Annotated in this window: 21 protein-coding genes; 15 read left to right on the top strand and 6 right to left on the bottom strand. The window is 71.4% G+C overall.

Annotated elements, in window-relative coordinates; all coding sequences use genetic code 11:
• Nucleotides 1–2 precede the first annotated feature (2 nt).
• Together EKH77_RS20640 and EKH77_RS20635 are read left to right on the top strand one after the other, a co-directional pair.
• Nucleotides 3–251 carry an exodeoxyribonuclease VII small subunit gene (locus EKH77_RS20640; RefSeq protein ID WP_126915819.1) on the top strand — a complete coding sequence of 83 codons (249 nt, stop codon included), beginning with the start codon at nt 3–5 and terminating at the stop codon, nt 249–251.
• A 128-nt stretch (nt 252–379) separates the two neighbouring features.
• Nucleotides 380–970, top strand: a complete 591-nt coding sequence (locus EKH77_RS20635; protein WP_126915818.1) for a malonic semialdehyde reductase — start codon at nt 380–382, stop codon at nt 968–970.
• 71 nt (nt 971–1,041) lie between these two features.
• Here the strand turns inward: EKH77_RS20635 and EKH77_RS20630 are convergent, their stop codons facing one another.
• Complete coding sequence (locus tag EKH77_RS20630; RefSeq protein WP_126915817.1) at nt 1,042–1,578, bottom strand: DUF4245 domain-containing protein; 537 nt, start codon at nt 1,576–1,578, stop codon at nt 1,042–1,044.
• A gap of 193 nt (nt 1,579–1,771) precedes the next feature.
• Between EKH77_RS20630 and glpX the strand changes: the two genes are divergently transcribed.
• Nucleotides 1,772–2,803, top strand: a complete 1,032-nt coding sequence (gene glpX, locus EKH77_RS20625) for a class II fructose-bisphosphatase (RefSeq protein WP_126915816.1) — start codon at nt 1,772–1,774, stop codon at nt 2,801–2,803.
• 110 nt (nt 2,804–2,913) lie between these two features.
• Here the strand turns inward: glpX and EKH77_RS20620 are convergent, their stop codons facing one another.
• Both EKH77_RS20620 and EKH77_RS20615 read right to left on the bottom strand, forming a co-directional pair.
• Nucleotides 2,914–3,270: a WhiB family transcriptional regulator gene (locus EKH77_RS20620; protein WP_126915815.1), complete on the bottom strand. Its 357-nt coding sequence runs from the start codon at nt 3,268–3,270 to the stop codon at nt 2,914–2,916.
• Nucleotides 3,271–3,503: 233 nt separating this feature from the next.
• Complete coding sequence (locus EKH77_RS20615) at nt 3,504–4,160, bottom strand: DUF1707 SHOCT-like domain-containing protein (protein ID WP_240667454.1); 657 nt, start codon at nt 4,158–4,160, stop codon at nt 3,504–3,506.
• Nucleotides 4,161–4,323: 163 nt separating this feature from the next.
• Between EKH77_RS20615 and EKH77_RS20610 the strand changes: the two genes are divergently transcribed.
• Nucleotides 4,324–5,988, top strand: coding sequence for a fumarate hydratase (locus tag EKH77_RS20610; protein ID WP_126915813.1), 1,665 nt, complete (start codon nt 4,324–4,326; stop codon nt 5,986–5,988).
• Between the two features lie 139 nt (nt 5,989–6,127).
• Here the strand turns inward: EKH77_RS20610 and EKH77_RS20605 are convergent, their stop codons facing one another.
• The gene (locus EKH77_RS20605) at nt 6,128–7,654 is read right to left on the bottom strand and encodes a ricin-type beta-trefoil lectin domain protein (protein ID WP_126915812.1); all 1,527 of its coding nucleotides are present in this window, start codon (nt 7,652–7,654) and stop codon (nt 6,128–6,130) included.
• A gap of 107 nt (nt 7,655–7,761) precedes the next feature.
• Between EKH77_RS20605 and EKH77_RS20600 the strand changes: the two genes are divergently transcribed.
• The 5 genes from EKH77_RS20600 to EKH77_RS20580 all read left to right on the top strand — a co-directional run bounded on the left by EKH77_RS20600 (nt 7,762) and on the right by EKH77_RS20580 (nt 14,832).
• Nucleotides 7,762–9,186 (top strand): class II fumarate hydratase, encoded by a 1,425-nt coding sequence (locus tag EKH77_RS20600; RefSeq protein WP_126915811.1) that lies wholly within the window; start codon nt 7,762–7,764, stop codon nt 9,184–9,186.
• A gap of 93 nt (nt 9,187–9,279) precedes the next feature.
• Nucleotides 9,280–10,053, top strand: coding sequence for a cytidylyl-2-hydroxypropylphosphonate hydrolase (gene fomD / locus EKH77_RS20595; protein WP_126915810.1), 774 nt, complete (start codon nt 9,280–9,282; stop codon nt 10,051–10,053).
• 221 nt (nt 10,054–10,274) lie between these two features.
• Nucleotides 10,275–10,949, top strand: coding sequence for a class I SAM-dependent DNA methyltransferase (locus EKH77_RS20590; RefSeq protein ID WP_126915809.1), 675 nt, complete (start codon nt 10,275–10,277; stop codon nt 10,947–10,949).
• A 61-nt stretch (nt 10,950–11,010) separates the two neighbouring features.
• Complete coding sequence (locus EKH77_RS20585; RefSeq protein ID WP_126915808.1) at nt 11,011–13,239, top strand: ATP-binding SpoIIE family protein phosphatase; 2,229 nt, start codon at nt 11,011–11,013, stop codon at nt 13,237–13,239.
• Between the two features lie 129 nt (nt 13,240–13,368).
• Nucleotides 13,369–14,832 carry a catalase gene (locus EKH77_RS20580; RefSeq protein WP_126915807.1) on the top strand — a complete coding sequence of 488 codons (1,464 nt, stop codon included), beginning with the start codon at nt 13,369–13,371 and terminating at the stop codon, nt 14,830–14,832.
• A 61-nt stretch (nt 14,833–14,893) separates the two neighbouring features.
• On the opposite strand, the gene EKH77_RS20575 is transcribed toward EKH77_RS20580, so the two are convergent.
• Nucleotides 14,894–17,167, bottom strand: coding sequence for a transglycosylase domain-containing protein (locus tag EKH77_RS20575; protein WP_126915806.1), 2,274 nt, complete (start codon nt 17,165–17,167; stop codon nt 14,894–14,896).
• 241 nt (nt 17,168–17,408) lie between these two features.
• On the opposite strand from EKH77_RS20575, the gene EKH77_RS20570 reads away from it, so the two are divergent.
• Both EKH77_RS20570 and EKH77_RS20565 read left to right on the top strand, forming a co-directional pair.
• Nucleotides 17,409–18,335, top strand: coding sequence for an SPFH domain-containing protein (locus tag EKH77_RS20570; RefSeq protein ID WP_126915805.1), 927 nt, complete (start codon nt 17,409–17,411; stop codon nt 18,333–18,335).
• Nucleotides 18,332–18,577, top strand: a complete 246-nt coding sequence (locus EKH77_RS20565; protein ID WP_126915804.1) for a hypothetical protein — start codon at nt 18,332–18,334, stop codon at nt 18,575–18,577. Before EKH77_RS20570 ends, EKH77_RS20565 begins: the two co-directional genes overlap by 4 nt.
• A gap of 43 nt (nt 18,578–18,620) precedes the next feature.
• Here the strand turns inward: EKH77_RS20565 and EKH77_RS34570 are convergent, their stop codons facing one another.
• Nucleotides 18,621–18,902: a peptidoglycan-binding domain-containing protein gene (locus EKH77_RS34570; RefSeq protein ID WP_346429066.1), complete on the bottom strand. Its 282-nt coding sequence runs from the start codon at nt 18,900–18,902 to the stop codon at nt 18,621–18,623.
• 10 nt (nt 18,903–18,912) lie between these two features.
• Between EKH77_RS34570 and EKH77_RS33885 the strand changes: the two genes are divergently transcribed.
• The 4 genes from EKH77_RS33885 to EKH77_RS20540 all read left to right on the top strand — a co-directional run bounded on the left by EKH77_RS33885 (nt 18,913) and on the right by EKH77_RS20540 (nt 22,947).
• Nucleotides 18,913–19,236, top strand: a complete 324-nt coding sequence (locus EKH77_RS33885) for an ArsR/SmtB family transcription factor (RefSeq protein ID WP_240667453.1) — start codon at nt 18,913–18,915, stop codon at nt 19,234–19,236.
• Nucleotides 19,237–19,314: 78 nt separating this feature from the next.
• Nucleotides 19,315–19,839: a PadR family transcriptional regulator gene (locus EKH77_RS20550; protein WP_126915802.1), complete on the top strand. Its 525-nt coding sequence runs from the start codon at nt 19,315–19,317 to the stop codon at nt 19,837–19,839.
• Complete coding sequence (locus tag EKH77_RS20545; protein WP_126915801.1) at nt 19,836–20,531, top strand: ABC transporter ATP-binding protein; 696 nt, start codon at nt 19,836–19,838, stop codon at nt 20,529–20,531. Before EKH77_RS20550 ends, EKH77_RS20545 begins: the two co-directional genes overlap by 4 nt.
• On the top strand, nt 20,518–22,947 hold the full coding sequence (locus tag EKH77_RS20540) for an ABC transporter permease (RefSeq protein ID WP_126915800.1): 2,430 nt from the start codon (nt 20,518–20,520) through the stop codon (nt 22,945–22,947). Before EKH77_RS20545 ends, EKH77_RS20540 begins: the two co-directional genes overlap by 14 nt.
• Nucleotides 22,948–22,956 lie beyond the last annotated feature (9 nt).

The following is a 22,956-nucleotide window of genomic DNA, read 5'->3' as shown; positions in this document are numbered from 1 at the left end:
CCATGGCGACGACAACGGACGCGGGTACGACGGACGACGCGCTGGGCTATGAGCAGGCGCGGGACGAGCTGATCGACGTGGTGCGCCGGCTGGAGGCGGGCGGTACGACGCTGGAGGAGTCGCTGGCCCTGTGGGAGCGGGGCGAGGCGCTGGCGAAGGTGTGCCGCCGCTGGCTGGAGGGCGCGCGGGCGCGCCTGGACGCGGCCCTGGCGGAGGAAGAAGCGGAAGAGACGACGGAAGCCACGAGCTAGCGGCCCCTCCCCCGGAAACCTTCTCGATCCTGTGAGCCGGGTCTCACCCACCCTCGATTTAGTTGAACCTTCACCCATCTAGTTGTAGATTCAACTTCATCGACCCCCTCCCGAGAAGGTGCACCCCCATGACTCTCGCCCTCGACGCCGCCGCCCAGGACCTGCTCTTCCGCGAGGCCCACACGGCCAACACCTTCACCGACGAGCCCGTCACGGACGAGCAGATCCAGGCCGTCTACGACCTGATCAAGCTCGCCCCCACCGCGTTCAACCAGTCGCCGCTGCGCATCGTGCTGGTCCGCTCGGAGGAGGCCCGCGCCCGCCTCGTGCCGCTGATGGCCGAGGGCAACCAGCCCAAGACGGCCGCCGCCCCGCTGGTCGCGATCCTCGCCGCGGACAACGAGTTCCACGCGGAGCTGCCCACGCTGTTCCCGCACTTCCCGCAGGCCAAGGACGTGTTCTTCAGCGAGCGCCCGGTCCGTGAGCAGGCCGCCGCGATGAACGCCACCCTGCAGGCCGCCTACTTCATCCTCGGCCTCCGCGCCGCCGGCCTGGCCGCCGGCCCGATGACCGGCTTCGACTTCGCGGCCGTGCAGAAGGAGTTCCTGGACGGCGACCACAGCCCGCTGATGATCATCAACATCGGCAAGCCGGGCGAGGGCGCCTTCCACCCGCGCTCGCCGCGCCTGTCCTTCGAGCAGGCCGTCACCACGGTCTGACGTCGAACGACGAACACGAACGACAAACGCGAAAGCCGTGGCCCGAGAGCCACGGCTTTCGCGTTCGTTCGCTACCCCTTCGCGGGAACCTTCAGCGCCGCCGCCATCTCCTTCAGCCGCTCCGCGCCCGCCGTCCCCGTGACGACGGTCGTCACCCCGGACTCCCGGCGCACGAGCGCGTCGTACTTCGGCCCCTCGTAGCGCTGCCAGACGCTGTCGCCGATCTTCTCCGTGGCGTGGGTCTTCTCCGCGCGCTGGCTCACGTTGTCGATGAACGGGCCGGCCGGGGCGTCGCTCTGCTCGACCGCCACGTACTGCCGCTGCGGGTCGAGGAAGCCCAGGTGCCAGGACGAGCCCTCCTTGTCGCCCGGCTTGTACGACACGGAGGTCGCGCGCCAGCCGTCGCCGAGGCCCTCGGGGGCGGCCACCGCGTACGGCGCCGCGCGCCGGGCGGTGTCCAGCTCCACGCGGTAGTTCACCGTCTGGATGGGGTCCTTCTTCTCGTCATGGGGAATGAAGAGATAGCTGAATCCCGCTACGGGAACCACGACCGCCATCGAGAGCAGCATGTTCCGAATCGTCTGCGTCTTGCCGTTCCTACCTGCCACGCCCCCATCGTCCACCATGCCCTGATCGATCTTGACGGCGACCTGCCCACAGCCCCTTGACGCCGCTCATGCGTGGGGCCCACTGCTCAATCTGGCAGTCAGCAGATAAAGTCATCATCACCCTCACCCTCCTGACCCAATCGGGGTAAGGAGGGGCCCTACGGCCGCCGCCGTACAGAAAGGTGCGCATCCGATGTCCGATCACCATCTGCCGTCCCAGCTCGAGGTCAGCCCGGAAGCTCCGGACCGCAACCTCGCGCTGGAGCTCGTCCGGGTCACCGAGGCGGGTGCCATGGCTTCGGGCCGCTGGGTGGGCCGCGGTGACAAGAACGGCGCGGACGGCGCGGCCGTGCGCGCCATGCGCTCGCTGATCCACACCGTCTCCATGAACGGTGTCGTCGTCATCGGCGAGGGCGAGAAGGACAACGCCCCGATGCTCTACAACGGCGAGCGCGTGGGCGACGGGACCGGCGCCGAGTGCGACGTCGCCGTGGACCCCGTGGACGGTACGACCCTCACCGCCAAGGGCATGGCCAACGCCGTCTCCGTGATGGCCGTCGCCGAGCGCGGCACCATGTTCGACCCGTCCGCGGTCTTCTACATGGACAAGCTGGTGACCGGCCCCGAGGCCGCCGACTTCGTCGACATCGACGCCCCGGTCGCCGTGAACATCCGCCGGATCGCCAAGGCGAAGCGTTCCGCCGTCGAGGACGTCACCGTCGTCGTCCTGGACCGCCCCCGGCACGAGGGCCTGGTCAAGGAGATCCGCGAGGCGGGCGCCCGGATCAAGTTCATCTCCGACGGCGACGTGGCCGGCGCGATCATGGCCGCGCGCGAGAACACCGGCATCGACCTGCTGCTCGGCGTCGGCGGTACGCCGGAGGGCATCATCGCGGCCTGCGCGATGAAGTGCCTCGGCGGCACCATCCAGGCCAAGCTGTGGCCGAAGGACGACGAGGAGCGGCAGCGCGCCCTCGACGCCGGCCACGACCTGGACCGCGTCCTCCACACCGACGACCTGGTCAGCGGCGAGAACGTGTTCTTCGTCGCCACCGGCATCACCGACGGCGAGCTGCTGCGCGGCGTCCGCTACCGGGCCGAGACGGCGACGACGCAGTCGCTGGTCATGCGCTCCAAGTCGGGCACGATCCGCCTGATCGACTCCGAGCACCGGCTGTCGAAGCTGCGCGCCTACAGCTCGGTCGACTTCGAGCGCCCCAGCTGATCACCCCGTCCTCGGCGAACCCGCCAGGACACACCGGACGGTCACGCCAACGGGCCGGGCCCCGCCGTCAGTCGGCGGGGCCCGGCCCGTTGGCGTGAAAAAGGCGCGGGCTACCCCGCCGCCGCGACACGCGTGGCGCGCTGCAGCTCGGCCTCGCGGCGCCGGCGGCGGGCCAGCACGACCCGGCGCTCGGCGGCGGTGAGACCGCCCCACACCCCATAGGGCTCCGGCTGGAGCAGCGCGTGCTCCCGGCACTCCACCATGACCGGGCAACGGGCGCATACGCGTTTGGCGGCCTCTTCACGGGAAAGGCGGGCGGCCGTCGGCTCCTTTGATGGTGCGAAGAAAAGCCCGGCTTCATCCCGGCGGCACACCGCCTCCGAATGCCAGGGGCCGGCCTGTTCCCTGGCGGAAATCCGCTGGGACGGAACGGCGGCTTCCTGCAGGGGCTGATGCGGTAGCAGCACGGTCTACTCCTGACGACGGCTTTGCTTGGCCGATTGAGTCACCTTTGCCCGCCTCGACGCGCACGGCCATTCGCACCCGCAGCCGTACGAGAGACGATGCACCAAGCTTTACCCGCTGTGCGCGAGCTTATTCACACCGTTGCCATGACCGGAATGACGTACGGACGCCGCCGGTCTCGGCGGAGGGCCCGTACCGGAGGTCACCCCGGGATCGCGCCGGGATCACCCCGAGGTCATCCCAGGGACTTCCGGAGGTTCTTCAGCCGCTTTCCGCGCCTGGTCTTCGCCTCCACACCGCCGAAGACCGCCATGCCCGTGACCACGACGACCGGGGCGTCCGGATCCGGGGACTCCGACGTCCGCACGTCGAAGGCGCCGAAGACACCGGTGCCGGCACCGTGCACGGACACGTTCTCCGGCACCTTGATCTCGACACCGCCGAAGACGCAGTTGACGTTGATGACGATCTCCCGCTGCTCGAAGACCGCCTCGGTCAGGTCGATGTCCACCCCGCCGAACAGCGCGAACACATTGGTGCGCGGCCGGGGGCGCCAGCGCCCCTTGCGGGTGGCGCCGGCGAAGACGGCGACCAGGCTCTCCGCCTCGCTCGCGGCGGGGCGCACGGAGGCGTCGTACGGGCGCGCGGGAGCCGGGGCCGCGGCGTGCCGCGCGCCGACGGGCAGATCGCGCACCAGCGGCTCCAGCTCGCCGACCGTCTTCGCCTCGTACGCCGCGCCGACCCGCTCCGCGTGCTCCTCGGCCGTCAGCCGGCCCTCGGCCAGCGCCTCACGGAGGATCTCGGCGATCCGGTCACGGTCGGCGTCGGAGGCGCGCAGCGCCACGGCGTCCTTGCTCAGCGACACCCGGTTCTCGGGGGAAGACTCGTCCACGGACAGCAGGGTAAGCCAGACGCGATAGATCGCGACAGGGGTCGGCATCACGAACTGAGCCTTACCTCACAAACTCACCACGCCGTCCGCCCCCTACCCTGAGAATTGCGCTGTCGACGACGCCAGCCACCGTTTTCCGCAGAGTGAGTGAGGAATCTCCGCGATGTCTGCCGGCCCCGAGTTCGCCTACACCGACCTCCTGCCCCTGGGCGAGGACAACACGCCGTACCGTCTGGTCACCGCCGAGGGCGTATCGACCTTCGAGGCCGACGGCCGGACGTTCCTGAAGGTCGAGCCGGAGGCGCTGCGCAAGCTCGCCGCCGAGGCCATGCACGACATCTCGCACTACCTGCGCCCGGCCCACCTGGCCCAGCTGCGCAAGATCCTCGACGACCCCGAGGCCTCCCCCAACGACCGCTTCGTCGCCCTGGACCTGCTGAAGAACGCGAACATCGCGGCCGCCGGCGTGCTCCCGATGTGCCAGGACACCGGCACGGCGATCGTCATGGGCAAGCGCGGCCAGAACGTCCTCACCGAGGGCCGTGACGAGGAGGCCCTCTCGCGCGGCATCTTCGACGCCTACACCAAGCTCAATCTGCGCTACTCGCAGATGGCCCCGGTGACGATGTGGGACGAGAAGAACACCGGCTCCAACCTGCCCGCGCAGATCGAGGTCTACGCGACCGACGGCGGCGCCTACAAGTTCCTCTTCATGGCCAAGGGCGGCGGCTCGGCCAACAAGTCCTTCCTCTTCCAGGAGACGAAGGCCGTGCTCAACGAGGCGAGCATGATGAAGTTCCTGGAGGAGAAGATCCGCTCGCTCGGCACGGCCGCCTGCCCGCCGTACCACCTGGCGATCGTCGTCGGCGGCACGTCCGCCGAGTACGCGCTGAAGACCGCGAAGTACGCCTCCGCGCACTACCTCGACGAGCTGCCGGAGGAGGGCTCCCCGCTGGGTCACGGCTTCCGTGACAAGGAGCTGGAGGAGAAGGTCTTCGAGCTGACGCAGAAGATCGGCATCGGCGCCCAGTTCGGCGGCAAGTACTTCTGCCACGACGTCCGCGTCGTCCGCCTCCCGCGCCACGGCGCGTCCTGCCCGGTGGCCATCGCGGTCTCCTGCTCCGCCGACCGCCAGGCCGTCGCGAAGATCACCGCCGAGGGCGTCTTCCTGGAGCAGCTCGAGACGGACCCGGCGCGCTTCCTGCCCGAGACGACCGACGAGCATCTGGACGCGGACGGCGACGTCGTCAAGGTCGACCTCAACCGCCCGATGGACGAGATCCTCGCCGAGCTCACCAAGTACCCGGTGAAGACCCGCCTGTCGCTGACCGGCCCGCTGGTCGTCGCGCGTGACATCGCCCACGCGAAGATCAAGGAGCGGCTGGACGCGGGCGAGGAGATGCCGCAGTACCTCAAGGACCACCCGGTCTACTACGCCGGCCCCGCCAAGACCCCCGAGGGCTACGCCTCGGGCTCCTTCGGCCCGACCACGGCCGGCCGCATGGACTCCTACGTCGAGCAGTTCCAGGCGGCGGGCGGCTCCATGGTCATGCTCGCCAAGGGCAACCGCAGCAAGCAGGTCACGGACGCGTGCGGCACGCACGGCGGCTTCTACCTCGGCTCGATCGGCGGCCCGGCGGCGCGGCTGGCGCAGGACTGCATCAAGAAGGTCGAGGTCGTCGAGTACGAGGAGCTCGGCATGGAGGCGGTCTGGAAGATCGAGGTCGAGGACTTCCCGGCGTTCATCGTCGTCGACGACAAGGGCAACGACTTCTTCGTCGACCCGGCGCCGGCGCCGACGTTCACGTCGATCCCCGTGCGGGGGTAGTCGCGCCTGCGGCGGGCTGTGCCCCGGTCCCGCCCTTTCACCGTTTCCTCAGGGGGGCTGCCGCCCCCCTGAGACCCCCCGCCCAGGGGTATCAGGGGGCGACAGCCCCCTGAGAAACGGTGAAAGGGCGGGTCAGGGGCTACGCGAAGCGCTGTGACGGCGACCCGTCACACTTCTGCAGCCGCACCGGCTCCTTGGCGCCCGCCAGGGTCAGGCACAGGTCCTGCGCGGCCGCAGGCCGGAACGTCCCGCCGGACAGGCTGAACCGCTGGTTCGCCCCACCGTGGCAATCCCACAGCACGACCGCCGCCCCAGCGGCATACGTGCCACCCGGCACGTCCACGCACCGGTCGTGCGTCAGCGCCGTATGCAGCGACCCCCGCTGCCCGTCGAACCACCACTGCTGGTTCCGGGACCCGGAGCAGTCCCAGCCCCCGACCTCGGTCCCGTTCGCGGAACCCGCCCCGTACGCGTCCACGCACGTCCCCGTGGCCGCGCTCTTCAGCGGCCGGAACGCGTCGTCCCACGCCCCCTCGTGCAGCACCGGCGACCCCGTGCTCGCCGGGTCCGCGCAGCTCGCCTCGCGCAGGCCCGAGCGGTAGAGCTGGGTGAGGCAGGACGCGAAGGCCGCGTGGCCGCGCGCGTTGGGGTGGAAGGACTGCCGGACGGAGTTCTCGTTCGGCGGGAAGGGGTTCGTCACGTCGACGTACAGGCCCCGGGCCCAGGTGTTCTCCATGCACACCTCGTGCCCGTGGAAGAGCCGCGAGTTGTCGAGGTAGGTCGCGCCCGTCTCCCGCGCGGCCTTCCGCATGCCCCGCTCGAACGCGGGTACCGCCGTGTTCCGCCCCCACGCGGAGTCCGAGGTGTAGCCGACGCAGCCGCCGGGGAACTTGCCGGGGTAGTCGGGGTTGTCCTCGATGTCGGGGCCGATGGGGCTCGGGTAGCCCATGACGACGAGCTTGTAGTCGCCGTCCGCGTAGCCCGCGTCCGTCATGACCTTGCGCAGGTCGCGGACGGTCGCCTCGACCTTGGGCACCAGGCCGTCGACGCGCGTCTGCCAGCCGGGGGCGTACTTGGGCTCGCACGGCCCCTGGAGGGTCAGGTAGCGGGTGACGCAGTCGGTGATGACCGGGCCGAACTGGAGGTCGTCGTTGGCGCCGGCGACGAGCAGCACCAGCTTCACCCGCGTGTTGCGGGCCTTGACGGCGAGCGCGTCGCTCTGGACGAGCTCGTCCGCGTACTGCTTGCCGCCGCCGATGCGGATGTTGCCGGTGGTGGCGCCGGAGCAGGCGACGTTGTAGGTGACGTCCGCCGGGATGCCGGTGCGGTGGATGGCGGAGTCGGGCGAGCGGTGGCACCAGTTGTCGGGGCCGTTCGTGCCGGGCTCGTAGGTGCCGACGCCCTCGCCGGAGATCTCGCTGTCGCCGAGGGAGAGCAGCGAGGACTTGCGCTGCGCGAGGGGCCGCTCGGCGGCGTCGCCGTAGAGCTTCACCGCCTCGGCGGCGCGAATCCTCTCCAGTTCGGGCGAGAGGGGGGTGGGCGCCGCCGAGGAGCTCGGCCGCGCGGCCGCGGTAGGAGCGGTGACGGACAGTCCGCCGAGCGCCGCCGCGAAGGCGGCGAGCGCGGCGAGGGAACAGCGCAGGGTGGGTCTGCGTGTCCGAGTCATGGAGCCTCCCCGAATTCTGTTGTTACTCGCGGTATTTAGTAGCCACGAGCGACTTTTGGGAACACAGGGATCAGGACAAACGCTGTGACCGGCAGGAGGTAAGCGAAATGACCGACAGTGGAACGACCGACGGCGGGACGACCGGCAGCGCGCGGTACCGGATCGAGCACGACTCCATGGGCGAGGTGAGAGTCCCGGCGGACGCCAAGTGGCGGGCCCAGACCCAGCGCGCCGTGGAGAACTTCCCCGTCAGCGGGCAGCGCCTGGAACGCGCGCACATCGAGGCGCTGGGCCGGATCAAGGCCGCGGCGGCGAAGGTCAACGCCGAGCTGGGCGTGATCGACAAGGACGTGGCGGCGGCGGTCGTGGCGGCGGCGGGCGAGGTCGCCGAGGGCCGCTGGGACGACCACTTCCCCGTCGACGTCTTCCAGACCGGCTCCGGCACGTCGTCGAACATGAACGCCAACGAGGTCATCGCCACCCTCGCCACGGAGCGCCTGGGCCGCCCCGTCCACCCCAACGACCATGTCAACGCGAGCCAGTCCTCCAACGACGTCTTCCCGTCCTCCATCCACATCGCCGCGACGGCCGCCGTGACCGGCGAGCTGATCCCGGCGCTGGAGCATCTCGCGGCCGCCCTGGAGCGCAAGGCCGAGGAGTTCGCGGAGGTCGTCAAGGCGGGCCGGACGCATCTGATGGACGCCACGCCCGTGACGCTGGGCCAGGAGTTCGGCGGCTACGCCGCCCAGGTCCGGTACGGCGTCGAGCGGCTGCGCGCCTCGCTGCCCCGGCTCGCCGAACTGCCCCTGGGCGGCACGGCCGTGGGCACCGGCATCAACACCCCGGCCGGCTTCTCCGGCGCGGTCATCGCCGAGGTGTCCCGGACGACGGGGCTGCCGCTGACGGAGGCCCGCGACCACTTCGAGGCGCAGGGCGCGCGGGACGGCCTGGTGGAGACCAGCGGGCAGCTGCGCGTCGTCGCCGTGGGCCTGACCAAGATCGCCAACGATCTGCGCTGGATGGGCTCGGGCCCGCGCACCGGGCTCGCGGAGATCGCCCTGCCCGACCTCCAGCCCGGCTCCTCGATCATGCCGGGCAAGGTCAACCCGGTGGTCTGCGAGGCCGTCCTGATGGTCGCCGCGCAGGTCATGGGCAACGACGCGACCGTCGCCACGGCGGGCGCCGCCGGGAACTTCGAGCTCAACGTGATGCTCCCGGTGATGGCGAAGAACCTCCTGGAGTCCGTCCGGCTGCTCGCCAACGTCTCCCGGCTGCTCGCCGACCGCACGATCGACGGCATCACCGCCAACGTCGAGCGGGCGCGCGAGTACGCCGAGTCCTCGCCGTCCGTCGTCACTCCGCTGAACCGGTACATCGGCTACGAGGAGGCCGCGAAGGTGGCCAAGAAGTCCCTTGCGGAGCGGAAGACGATCCGGGAGGTCGTGCTCGAGTCGGGCTATGTGGACCGCGGGCTGCTGACGACGGAGCAGCTCGACGAGGCGCTCGACGTCCTGCGCATGACCCGCCCGTAGCCGAAGCCCCTCCGTTCGTCCTCCGCTCGTCCCTGCTCGTCCCTGCGGTATACGTCACGGCGCATAGGTGTCCCCGGCACCTAAGATCTGCGCATGGCAGCGGAGACCACGGACACGACGGGAACGGCGGGCGCGGGTGGCGGCGGCGGGAACGGCCGCTGGGCGCCGGGCGACCAGATCCTCTGGCGCTACCGAGGCAACGCCAGACCCGGCACCGGGGGCGGCATCCACATCTGCCGTCCCGTCACCGTCGTCGAGGACACCGCCGAGCTGCTCGCGGTGTGGATGGCGCCCGGCACGGACTGCGTCAAACCGCTGCTCGCCGACGGGACGCCCGTCCACCGCGAGCCGCTGGCCACGCGCTACACCAAACCGCGGACGACGTCGGTGACCCGCTGGTACGGTCCGGGCGTGCTGAAGCTCGCCCGGCCCGGGGAGCCCTGGTCGGTCTGGCTCTTCTGGGACCTCGACTGGCGCTTCCGGAACTGGTACGTGAACCTCGAGGAACCGCTCGCGCGCTGGGCCGGCGGCGTGGACTCCGAGGACCACTTCCTGGACATCGCCGTCTACCCCGACCGCAGTTGGGAGTGGAAGGACGAGGACGAGTTCGCCCAGGCGCGCCGGGCCGGCCTGATGACGGACGCTCAGGCGGAGCGGGTACGGGCCGCGGGGCGCGCCGCCGTCGAGCTGGTCGAGGCCTGGGGCCCGCCGTTCACCGCCGGCTGGGAGCGGTGGCGGCCCGACCCGGCCTGGCCGGTGCCGGCGCTCCCCGAGGACTGGGACCGCACGCCGGTCGACCACATGCCGGTGGACCGCGCGCCGGTGGACCGCACGCCGGCGCGCGTTGAGGGCGTGAACCCGGTGTGAACCCGATGTGAGCAGGATGCGAGCCGGTGGGGCGACAGGGTGTGAATCGGGGCCCGAACCGCTTGCCGACTCCCCGCGCGGCAACCGTAGGATCGGCCTCCGCGATACTTCGCTCAGCACGGCACTTCACTCGGTACGGCACTTCACTCAGCACGGCACGACCCGGCACACCGGCACAACGGACAGACAGCACAGTCACAGTCAGCAGGAGGGGCGGAGCCGTGAGCGGTGACGACCAGCGGGACTACGACGGCTTCGCCCTGTTAGGGCTGGACCGCACCGGTCAGGCCGAGGCGTTCGACGCCATCGGCGACCGTTACGACGAGGCCTTCCCGCACAAGGACGGCCAACTGGCCGCCGGCGAGTGGCTGGCCGGGGCGCTGCCGCCCGGCTCCCGGATCCTGGACCTGGGCTGCGGCACGGGCCTGCCGACGGCCCGGCAACTGGTGGACGCGGGCCACGAGGTCGTCGGCGTCGACCTCTCCCCCGGCATGCTCGACCTCGCCCGCGCCAATGTGCCGGACGCGACCTTCCACCTGGCCGACCTCGCCGATCTGCGCGACGGCCGGCTGGGGGTCTTCGACGGCGCGGCCGCGTTCTTCTCCCTGTTGATGCTGCCGCGCCCGGAGATCCCGCACGCCCTGCGGATGCTGCACGGCCTGCTCAGACCCGGTGGCCTGCTGGCCCTCTCCATGGTCGAGGCCGACGTCGACGACTACGCGATCCCGTTCCTCGGCAGCACGATCCGGGTATCCGGATATCTGCGGGACGAACTGCGCCAGGTCGTGCGTGACGCGGGATTCGACATCGCCGGGGAGAGCTCGTGGGCGTACGCCCCGGCGAGCACGGACGTACCACCCGAGATCCAGCTCTTCCTCGACCTGCGCCGCGTCTGACCCACGTGTGCCCGCCCGCCCCCCGGGCGGGCGCACGGCCCCTACGGATGGAACCCCACGCGTGACGGAGCACTCCAACTCCCACGGAAGACCACGGCCCGCGCCGCGCTCCGGCGCCGACGCGCCGGGCGCGCCCGAGCACGCCCCCGTGCCCCGGCAGGGCGGCGCCCCGGCCGCCGAAGCGACCCCGGCGGCCCGCGGCGCCGCCCACCCGGACCCGGACCCCACGGCCCGGGACGCCGGCGTACCGGCCACGCCCGCGGCCCACGAGGCCCACGGCCCGGCGGACTCCGCCGACCGGGACGACGAACCGGCCCGCCGGAGCCCGGGCGTCGACGCCGACGCGACGTCCGCGCCCCCGGCGGGCGAGGCCCACGGCCCGGCCGGAACCGACGACGACGGACAGGGCCCCGGGCCCGAAGGACGGGAGCGCCCCGCGCCCGGCGGCACGCGCCGCGCGGCGAGTGGCGACGGGGCCGACGCCGACGTGCCGCCGCGCGGCGACAGCGGCAGCGGCCGCGGGGGCGGGGGCGGCATCGGGCCCGCCGACAACGCGCGGGAGCGGGCCGGGACGTCCGGTGGCGGGGAGCGGCTGCGGTTCGTCGGGGCCGCGACGCGACGGATCGCGCGCGGCATCGATCTGGACGAGATCGTGCTGGGGCTGTGCCGGGCGACCGTGCCGACCTTCGCCGACGCCATCCTCGTCTATCTGCGCGACCCCCTGCCCGTCGGCGACGAACGCCCCGTGGGCCCGGTCGTGCTGCGGCTGCGCCGCACCGACCGGCTGCCCGAGTACGTCCAGGCCGGCGAGGCCGCCGGAGAGGGCGAGGCCGCCGCGCCCGACCCTGGGCCGGAGCTCGCCGACTCGGCGGCGGAGCGCTGCGAGGTGCGCATAGGCGGGCCGCTCGCGGAGGTGCTGCGGGGTGTCAGACCCGTCTTCGGGGACTCCTCAGCCGCGCGGGCGGCCCTGCCCGAGCTCCTCGGCGAAGGCCGGCACGTGCCCGACCGGCACCGCACCATCCTGGCGCCGCTGCGCGGCCGCCGCCGGGTGATCGGCGCGGCCGTGTTCGTCCGCCGCCAGGACCGGCCCGCCTTCGAGGGCGACGACCTGCTGGTCGCCGCGCAGCTGGCGACGCACACCGCCCTCGGCGTGGACAAGGCCGTCCTCTACGGCCGCGAGGTCTACATCGCCGACGAACTCCAGCGCACCATGCTCCCCGACTCCCTCCCCCAGCCCACGGGCGTCCGGCTCGCCAGTCGCTACCTCCCGGCGGCCGAGACGGCCCGGGTCGGCGGCGACTGGTACGACGCGATCCCGCTGCCGGGCAATCGCGTGGCACTGGTCGTCGGCGACGTCATGGGCCACTCCATGACCTCCGCCGCGATCATGGGCCAGCTGCGCACCACCGCGCAGACCCTCGCGGGCCTGGACCTGCCGCCCCAGGAGGTGCTGCACCACCTCGACGAGCAGGCGCAGCGCCTGGGCAGCGACCGCATGGCCACCTGCCTGTACGCGGTCTACGACCCGGTAGCCCACCGCATCGTCATCGCCAACGCGGGCCATCCGCCGCCGGTCCTGCTCCACCGGGGCGGCCGGGCCGAGGTGCTGCGCGTGCCGCCGGGCGCGCCGATCGGCGTGGGCGGGGTGGACTTCGAGGCCGTGGAGCTGGACGCGCCCGCCGGGGCGACCCTGCTGCTGTACACGGACGGCCTGGTGGAGTCCCGGATACGCGACGTGTGGACCGGCATAGAGCAGCTGCGCGAGCGACTGATCGACACGGCCCGGCTGACCGGCCCCAACCCGCCGCCGCTGGAGCCGCTGTGCGACGAGGTGCTGGGCATGCTCGGGCCGGGCGACCGGGACGACGACATCGCCCTGCTCGCCGCCCGCTTCGAGGGCATCGCGCCCAGCGACGTCGCGTACTGGTTCCTCGACCCGCGCCCCCAGACGCCCCGCCAGGCGCGCCGGCTGGCCCGCCGGGCGCTCGCCCGCTGGGGCCTGGAGGAGCTCACGGACGGGGTGGAACTGCTGGTCAGCGAGGTGATCACCAATGCCGTGCGGTACGCCGAGCGCCCGATCACGCTGCGGCTGCTGCGCACGGACGTGCTGCGCTGCGAGGTGGGCGACGACGTGCCGCAGTTGCCGAGGCTGCGCCAGGCGCGGCCCTCGGACGAGGGCGGCCGGGGGCTGTACCTGGTGAACAAGATGGCCCGGAGGTGGGGTGCGACGCGGCTGAGCACGGGGAAGGTGGTGTGGTTCGAGCTGCCGCTGCCCGCGCACGGACGCTGACGCGGACGAGTGGGATTCTGGACAGAGTCCAGGCCCCGGTTGCCGACATCTTGTCGGCGCGGTTGACTGGCTCGGGTGGAGGGCGGTTCTCGGCGTGCCCTCACCAGTCCCCGTTCCGGGAGGCGTCCCATGTCCGACTCGGCGCAGAACACCCCGTACACCACGAACAACGTCGGTATTCCGGTGGAGAGCGATGAGCACTCGCTCACCATCGGCGACACCGGCCCCATCCTGCTCCAGGACCACTATCTGATCGAGAAGATGGCTCAGTTCAACCGCGAACGGGTCCCCGAGCGGGTGGTCCACGCCAAGGGCGGCGGCGCCTACGGCACCTTCGAGGTGACCAATGACGTCAGCCAGTTCACCAAGGCCGATCTCTTCCAGCCCGGCCGGCGCACGGAGATGCTGGCCCGCTTCTCGACCGTGGCGGGCGAGCAGGGCTCCCCGGACACCTGGCGGGACCCCCGCGGCTTCGCCCTCAAGTTCTATACGGCACACGGCAATTACGATCTGGTCGGCAACAACACCCCCGTCTTCTTCGTCCGCGACCCGCAGAAGTTCCAGGACTTCATCCGCTCCCAGAAGCGCCACCCGCGCACGGGCCTGCGGAACAACGACATGCAGTGGGACTTCTGGACGCTCTCGCCGGAGTCGGCCCACATGGTCACCTGGCTGATGGGCGACCGGGGCATCCCGAAGACCTGGCGGCACATGAACGGCTACAGCTCGCACACGTTCATGTGGGTCAACGGCGGCGGCGAGAAGTTCTGGATCAAGTACCACATCAAGACCGACCAGGGCATCGACTTCCTCACCCAGGCGGAGGCCGACGAGCTGGCGGGCTCGGACGCCGACAAGCACCGCCGGGACCTGTACGAGGCCATCGAGGGCGGCGACGCCCCCTCCTGGACCATGTATGTGCAGGTCATGCCGTTCGGGGACGCGGCGGACTACCGCTTCAACCCCTTCGACCTCACCAAGGTGTGGCCGCACGGCGACTACCCGCTGATCGAGGTCGGGCGGATGACGCTCGACCGCAACCCGGAGGACTTCTTCGTCCACATCGAGCAGGCCGCCTTCGAGCCCTCCAACCTGGTGCCCGGCATCGGCCCCTCGCCCGACAAGATGCTGCTGGGCCGGCTCTTCTCGTACCCGGACACCCATCGCTACCGGATCGGCCCGAACTACGCCCAGCTGCCGCCCAACCGCCCGCACTCGGCCGTGAACTCGTACGCCAAGGACGGCGCCATGCGCTACGAGCCCGCCAACACGGCCCGGCCGTACGCGCCCAACTCCTACGGCGGCCCGGCCGCCGACACCGCCCGGTTCGGTGAGATCGCGGGCTGGGCGGCCTCGGGCGAGATGGTGCGCGAGGCGTACAGGCTCCACCGCGAGGACGACGACTGGGGCCAGGCCGGCACGATGGTCCGCAAGGTCCTCGACGACGCGGCCCGTGAGCGGCTGGTCTCGAACGTCGTCGGCCATCTGAAGGCGGGCGTGAGCCGCCCCGTCCTGGACCGGGCCTTCCAGTACTGGCGCAACATCGACAAGAACGTCGGCGACGCCATCGCCACCCGCGTCAACGGGGCGTGACCCCACTGCGGAAACGGGACCGGCCGCCCTTCCCCCGTGGGGAAGGGCGGCCGGTTTCGGGTCACGGCAGCTGTTGCTGTCTGGCTCCGTTGGAGTGGACGTCGCTGTCCGCCTTGGAGGTGCCGGTCGCGCCGCCGGCCGTGCCCGTGCTCGTCGTCGGGACCGGCCGGGTGGACGGCGAGTGCTTGTCCCCCGTCGGCGTCGGGTCCTTCGACGGCGACTGCTTGCTCGGCGAGGACGGGTCCTTCGACGGCGTCTGCTTGCCCGAGGCGGTCGGCGTCGGCGTGACCTTGCCCTGGGTGGGCGTGCCGGCCGGGGTGCGCGGCGGGGGCGGCGGCGCGTAGCCGTCCTCGGTCTCCAGGTCGAACTTCGACTCGTCGTCGTCACCGAAGACGGCGGAGTTGTACGCGGACCAGATCTTCGCCGGGTACGTACCACCGTTCACTCGGCCGCCGCCACCGGTGTTCATCAGGGTGACCTGCTTGCCGCCCTGGCCCTCACCGAAGAGGCCGACGGTGGTGACCAGACCCGGCGTGTAGCCCGCGAACCAGGCGGACTTGTCATCGTCGGACGTACCGGTCTTGCCCGCCACCTGGTAGGCGCCGCTGGCGACGACCTTGGCCGTACCGTCGTTGACCACCTGGGTCATGACGGAGGTCAGGCCGTCGGCGGTGTTGCGGGAGACGACGCGGTCGCCGACGGCGTGGGGCAGCGAGAACTCCTGGCCGCCCTGCGTGGCCGACTTGATGACGCTCGGCGTGACCTTCTTGCCGTGGTTGTTCAGCGTGGAGTAGACGCCGGCCATCTCCATCGGGCTCGCGCCCATGGCGCCGAGCGCCATGGCCGGGGTCTCCTGGAAGTCGCCCTTCATGCCGAGCTCGGTGGCGGTCTTCTTGACCTTGTCCATGCCGACGTCGACGACCATCTGCGCGAAGACTGAGTTGACCGAGTCGTTCATCGCCTGCTGGACGGTGATCGGACCGTAGCTCTGCTGGTCCTCGTTCTCCGGCGCGTAGCCGCCACCGCCCGGGCCGACGACCGGCCGCTGGTTGGTGCCGTCGTAGATCGTGCTCGGCGTGACCGGCCGCTTGTCCTGCGTCTTGGACTCGTTCTGCAGGGCGGAGGCCAGGATGATCGGCTTGAACGTCGACGCGGGCTGGTAGTCGGCGCGGGTCGCGTTGCTGATCTGGTGCTGGACGAAGTCCTGGCCGCCGTAGAGCGCCACGACCTTGCCGGTCTTGGGGTCCACGGAGACCGCGCCCGCCTGGACGTGGCCGTCGACCTCACGGGACTTGGGGTCCAGGTCGTCGATCAGCTGGTCCTTGACGGCCTTCTCCAGGGCCTTCTGCTTCTTGGAGTCGATGCTCAGCGTGATGGTCCAGCCGCCCGCCGCGAACTCGCTCTCCTTGCGGCCCTGGGCCGCGAGGTCGCGGATGATCTCGCGCTTGGCCGCCTCGACCAGGTAGCCGTTCTGGCCGGAGAGGCCGAGGGCCGCCTTGGGCTTGCCGGGCTCCTTGAACGTCATGCGCTGACGCTCGTCGGGCTTGAGCCACTTCATCTCGACCATCTTGTCGAGGACGTAGCCCCAGCGGGCCTTGGCGTTCGCCTTGCCGGCCTCCGTGGCGGTGGCCCAGTCGTACTGGCTCGGCGCCTGCAGCAGGGCGGCCAGGTAGGCGCCCTCCTCCAGGGTGACCTTGTCGATGTCCTTGTTGTAGTACGCCCGCGCCGCGGCCTGGATGCCATAGGCGCCCCGGCCGTAGTAGCTGGTGTTGAGGTAGCCCTCGAGGATGTCGTCCTTGGACTTCTCGTCCTGGACCTTCAGCGAGATGATCAGCTCCTTCACCTTGCGGGTGACGGTCTGACGCTGGTCCAGGTAGTAGTTCTTGACGTACTGCTGGGTGATCGTCGAACCACCCTGCTTGCCACGGCCCATGACCGTGTTGACGATGCCTCGGGCGGTGCCCTTCAGGTCGACGCCGGGGTCGGAGTAGAAGTTCTTGTTCTCCGCGGAGACCACCGCGTGCTGAACGACCACGGGGACCTTCGACAGCGGGACTTCCTCGCGGTTGACCTCACCGATGCGGGCGATGGTCTTGCCGTCGCTGGTCTTGTAGATGTTGCTCTGCAGCTTGGCCGCCGAGTTGCCCTTCGGCACGTCCACGTAGAGGTAGAGCGCGTAGAACGTGCCCATCCCGAGGGCGATGACGGCCACGAAGTAGGCCAGCAGCATCTTCCATGTGAAGAACCGGCGTATGCCCTTCTTCTTGGGCTTCCCGCCGCCCTGTTCAGGGCGACCGCTCTTCTTCTGCGCCCGTCGCGCTTCCGCTCGGCCCATCTCTCCCGTAGCTCCAGTCCGTCCGCCCCCAACCCAGCTCACGAAGCTAACACCGCAACTGTCATCAAACGCCCATCGATCACGGCAATAACGGACGTGACATACAGCACCCCGGTTGGCGGGAACCGGGCGCGGAGTCGTGCGGAAAACCGTACAGGGCCCCGCTGCACCCCTTAATGTGCTATCACTTTGATAGGGCCGCACGGCGGCTCTCACGAGAGACCGAAACGGGGGGACCCTCATGTCCGAAGCCATGGCCACCGCGACCTCGCGACCACGCGTCCAGGAGCGCCCGGCCGCCGACATAGCCGGCGGCACGGCCCTGACGGTGGGCCTCGTGGGCCTGCTCGCCGGCGTGGGCACGGTCGCCGCCGGCGCCGTCACCAGCTCCCACGTGGCGGGCGGGGTGACGGCCGCGCTGATCGCCGGCGGCATCCTGATCGGCCTGGCCTCGCTGGTGGTGCTGTCCGGGCTGTGCACCGTCGCCCCGGGCGAGGCCCAGGTCGTCCAGCTCTTCGGCCGCTACCGGGGCACCATCCGCACCGAGGGCCTGCGCTGGGTCAACCCCTTCACCAGCCAGGAGAAGCTCTCCACCCGGGTCCGCAACCACGAGACGCCCGTAATGAAGGTCAACGACGCCTACGGCAACCCCATCGAGCTGGCCGCCGTCGTCGTGTGGCGGGTCGAGGACACCGCGCAGGCGATGTTCGAGGTGGAGGACTTCCAGGAGTTCGTCGCCACCCAGACCGAGGCGGCCGTCCGCCACATCGCCATCGAGTACCCGTACGACGCCCACGACGAGGACGCCCTCTCCCTGCGCGGCAACGCCGAGGAGATCACCGAGAAGCTGGCCGAGGAGCTCCACGAGCGCGTCGAGGCGGCCGGCGTGCGCATCATCGAGTCGCGCTTCACCCACCTCGCCTACGCTCCGGAGATCGCCTCGGCGATGCTCCAGCGCCAGCAGGCCGGCGCGGTCGTCGCGGCCCGCAAGATGATCGTCGAGGGCGCGGTGGGCATGGTCGAGATGGCGCTGGAGCGCATCACCGAGCAGGACATCGTGGAACTGGACGACGAGCGGAAGGCGGCGATGGTGAGCAATCTGATGGTGGTGCTGTGCGGTGACCGGGCCGCCCAGCCCGTGCTGAACACCGGCACCCTCTACCAGTGACGGAGGAAGCGGAGCCGGACCGGCCCGCACGGCGGCCGCAGCAGCGCAAACAGGTGCTGCTGCGGCTCGACCCGTCGGTCCACGACGCGCTGGCCCGCTGGGCGGGCGAGGAGCTGCGCAGCGCCAACGCCCAGATCGAGTTCCTCCTGCGCAAGGCCCTCGCGGACGCGGGCCGGCTGCCGAAGGACGTCACCGCGATGCGCGGGCGCGGGCGTCCACCCAGGACGGAGGAGCGGCCCTGACACGGTCGTACGCACCGGAGTGCGTACGACCGCCGGGCGCCGGTCAGCAGCCTTCGACCTTCAGGGCGTGCCAGGTCTTGGGGCCGACGATGCCGTCGACCGAGAGCCCGCAGCACTTGCTCTGGAAGGAGCGGACCGGCGCCTCCGTGGCCGGGCCGAAGTCGCCGTCGACGCCCGAGCCGCGGGAGATCTGCGGTTCGGAGTCGGTGTAGTTACAGCCGTAGCGGCCCGGCACGGTCGTGACGACCGCCGTGCCGGCCGGCGCGGCCTGGGCCGTCTGCCATGTCGTGACGCACATCCTGGGGTGGCGCGGGGCGGACTCCATCGTTTCAGCGGTGGCTGAACCGTTCCGCCCGACGACGCCTCCCGGCCGGGGAGAGCGGAGAGCCGTGCTGCGCGTCCACTTCACGCCGGGCCCCGATCCGCTGACTCCCCTGCTGGGCCGGACCCGCGCGGGCGTCCTGCGCCGCCTCGTCCAGCGGCACTCGACGACCACCCTGGCCGACGGGCTCGGCATCAGCGTCGCGTCGGCCTCCATGCACGCGAAGGCGCTCCGCGAGGCCGGGCTCGTCGTCACCCGGCGCGAGGGGAAGACCGCCTGGCACCAGTGCTCCGGCCTAGGGCTCGATCTGCTCGGCGACCGGCCCGCAATCGTCTGACCAGCGCGTATCCATACGTCGCCACTCAAGGCCGAGGTCTATACACACCGTGTATACACACGGTGTAGAGTCGCCCGCATGTCCATCGCGCACACCCTTCTCGGCCTCCTGGAGGCCGGCCCCCGCCATGGCTACGACCTCAAGCGCGCCTTCGACGAGCGCTTCGGCCACGACCGTCCCCTGCACTACGGCCAGGTCTACTCGACCATGTCGCGGCTGCTGAAGAACGGGCTCGTCGAGGTCGACGGCGTCGAAGCCGGCGGCGGCCCCGAACGCAAGCGGTACGCCATCACCGACGCCGGCGTCACGGACGTCGAGCAGTGGCTCGGCCGGCCCGAGAAGCCCGAGCCGTACCTCCAGTCGACGCTCTACACCAAGGTCGTCCTCGCCCTGCTGACCGGCCGCCCCGCCGACGCCGTCCTCGACGCCCAGCGCGCCGAGCACCTGCGGATGATGCGCGACCTGACCCGCCGCAAGAGCTCCGGCGACCTCGCCGACCAGCTGATATGCGACCACGCCCTGTTCCACCTGGAGGCCGACCTGCGCTGGCTGGAACTGACGACCGCCCGGCTCGACCGGCTCTCGAAGGAGGTCCAGGCATGATCCCCGCCGGTTCCCTCCTCGCCGCCTCCGGCCTGCGAAAGGCGTACGGGCTGACGACCGCGCTCGACGGCGCGGACTTCTCCATCCACCCCGGCGAGGTCGTCGCCGTCATGGGCCCCTCCGGCTCCGGCAAGTCCACGCTCCTCCACTGCCTCGCCGGCATCCTCCGCCCCGACGCGGGCACCGTCCGCTACGACGGCCGCGACCTGTCCGTCCTCTCGGACGCCGAGCGCAGCGCCCTGCGCCGCACCGAGTTCGGCTTCGTCTTCCAGTTCGGCCAGCTCGTGCCCGAGCTCACCTGCCTGGAGAACGCCGCCCTCCCGCTGCGCCTGACCGGCACCAAACGCAAGGACGCCGAGGCCACCGCCCTGCGCTGGCTGGAGCACCTGGAGGTCGCCGACGTCCGCCACCACCGGCCCGGCCAGATATCCGGCGGCCAGCAGCAGCGCGTCGCCGTCGCCCGCTCCCTGGTCACCACCCCGCGCGTGATCTTCGCCGACGAGCCCACCGGCGCCCTCGACTCCCTCAACGGCGAGCGCGTCCTGGAGCTGCTCACCAAGGCCGCGCGCGAGACCCGCGCCGCCGTCGTCCTCGTCACCCACGAGGCACGCGTCGCCGCCTACTCCGACCGCGAGGTCGTCGTCCGCGACGGCCGGGCACGCGACATGGCGGGTGTCCATGGCGCCGCCTGAGCCCACGACGGGCCCCAGCACCCCGGGCCCCGACTCCCCGAAACCTGGCCACCCCCGCCCCACCGGTCCCACGGGCCCGGCCGCCTGGGTCCGCGACCTGGCCATGGGCGCCCGGTTCGCCGTCACCGGAGGCCGCGAGAGCCTGCTGCGCACCGCGCTCGTCGCCATCGGCGTCGGCCTCGGCGTGGCTCTGCTGGCGATCGCCGCGTCGGTGCCCCACCTGTCCGCCGGACGGGAGCACCGCGAGAACGCGCGCTCCGTGAACGACGAGGGCAACAGCCGGAGCCTCAAGGCGAGCGACCGCACCCTGCTCTACCAGGCGGTCACCACCGACTTCCACGACAAGCCCGTACAAGGGGCCCTGCTGCGACCCGAGGGCCCCCTCGCACCGCTCCCACCGGGCGTACGGGCCCTGCCCGCCCCGGGCGAGATGGTCGTCTCCCCGGCGCTGGACGAGCTCCTGAAGTCCTCCGACGGCAAGCTGCTGCGCGAGCGGTTCCCCTACCGCGTCGCGGGCACCATCGGCGAGTCGGGCGTCATGGGCCCCGACGAGCTCTTCTACTACGCCGGCAGCGACCGGATCCGGCCGGACGCGCCCCACGGACCCGGCATCCACGACGCCACCGTGCGCATCGACCGGTTCGGTCACGAAGAGGGCGGCGACCCCGTCAGCCCGGTGCTCGTCGTGCTGATGAACATGACGTGCGTGGTGCTGCTGCTGCCGATCGGCATCTTCATCGCCACGGCCGTCCGCGCCGGCGGCGAACGCCGCGACCGGCGGCTGGCCGCGCTGCGGCTCGTCGGCACCGACATCCGCGCCACCCGGCGGATCGCCTCCGGCGAGGCGCTGTGCGGCGCCCTGCTGGGCCTGGTCGTCGGCGCCGGGGTGTTCCTCGTCCTCCGCGACTTCGCCTCCGGCATCACGATCCGGGACGTCGCCGTCTCCCCCGCCGACCTGGTGCCGTCCCCCGCCCTGGCGGCGCTGATCGCGGTCGCGGTGCCGGCCGTCGCCGTCCTCGTCACCCTGATCACACTGCGCCGCGTCACCATCGAACCGCTGGGCGTCATGCGCCACACCGTGCCCCGGCGCCGCCGCCTCTGGTGGCGCCTGCTGATCCCGGCGGCGGGACTGGCCCTGCTGCTCCCGCTCTTCGGCGGCGTGACGATGGACCCGTACGCGGGCGACTTCGGCACCTACCAGGTGGCGGGCGGCGGCATCCTCGTACTGATCGGCATCGCGGCCCTGCTGCCCTGGCTGCTGGAGGCCGGTGTGGCCCGCTTCCGTGGCGGCCCGGTCTCCTGGCAACTGGCCACCCGGCGCATCCAGTCCAGCCCCGGCCCCGCCGCCCGCGCGGTCGGCGGCATCACCGTGGCCATGGCCGGAGCCATCGCCATCCAGATGCTCTTCGCGGGCGTCCAGGGCGAGTTCGTCGAGGACCTGCCGACCCACTCCCGGATGATGGGCGTCTACCGGGGAAGCACCCCCGCCGAGGCACGGAGCTACACCAACAGCTTCCGCGCCACCCCGGGCGTCCGGGACGCGCTCGTCACCACGGAGCAGTTCGCGCACAAGAGCGACCGGCCGGCGACCGGCTTCGCCGGCGTGACCATCGGCGACTGCGACACCCTGCGCCGAGTGGCCAAGCTCGACTCCTGCCGGGACGGCGACGTGTTCATCGCGGACGAGCCCGACCGCTCCGCCGAACTCCTGCCCGGAATGGCGCTGTCCATGGAGGACCGGCCCTACGACCGCGACGGCCGCAAGGCCCGGACGTACAACTGGACGATCCCCACCTCCGCCCGGACCGTCCAGGCGGTCGAGGACCCTCTGGGCCGCTACCACCGCGGCGTGCTCGCCACCCCGTCCACCATCGACGTCGCGGCCCTGCCCGACCCCACGACCGACGTGGCGATCCAGCTCGAACCGGGGAACCTCGACGCCGTCGAGCGCGTCCGCAACACGGCCGCGTCCATCGACCCGTTGATGCGGGTCTACCGCATGGGCGGAGTGCGGAAGGAGTCCAACTACGCCATGATCCAGCAGGCCCTGCTGGTCGGCACCGGCCTCCTGCTGGCCCTGATCGGCGCGGGTCTCGCGGCGACGACGCTGGAGCAACTGCGCGAGCGCAGGCGCCTGATGTCCACGCTCGCGGCCCTGGGCGCGCGACGGACGTCCGTCGTCGGCTCGGTGCTGTGGCAGACCGCGATCCCCGTGGTCCTGGGCACGACCCTCGCGGTCGCGGGCGGCCTGGGCCTGGGCTGGGTGATGCTCAAGGTCGTCAACGGCACGGTCCGCGACTGGCTGGGCTTCCTGCCGGTGGTGGGGGTGGGCGTAGGCATGATCGCCCTGGTGACGCTCCTGTCCCTCCCGGCCGTACACCACATGACCCGCCCGAACGGCTTGAGAACGGAGTAGAGACGCAGC

The organism is Streptomyces luteoverticillatus, assembly GCF_003970715.1.
GTDB classification, from domain to species: Bacteria; Actinomycetota; Actinomycetes; order Streptomycetales; family Streptomycetaceae; genus Streptomyces; species Streptomyces abikoensis.
This window is presented reverse-complemented; position numbering and strand designations above follow the sequence as displayed.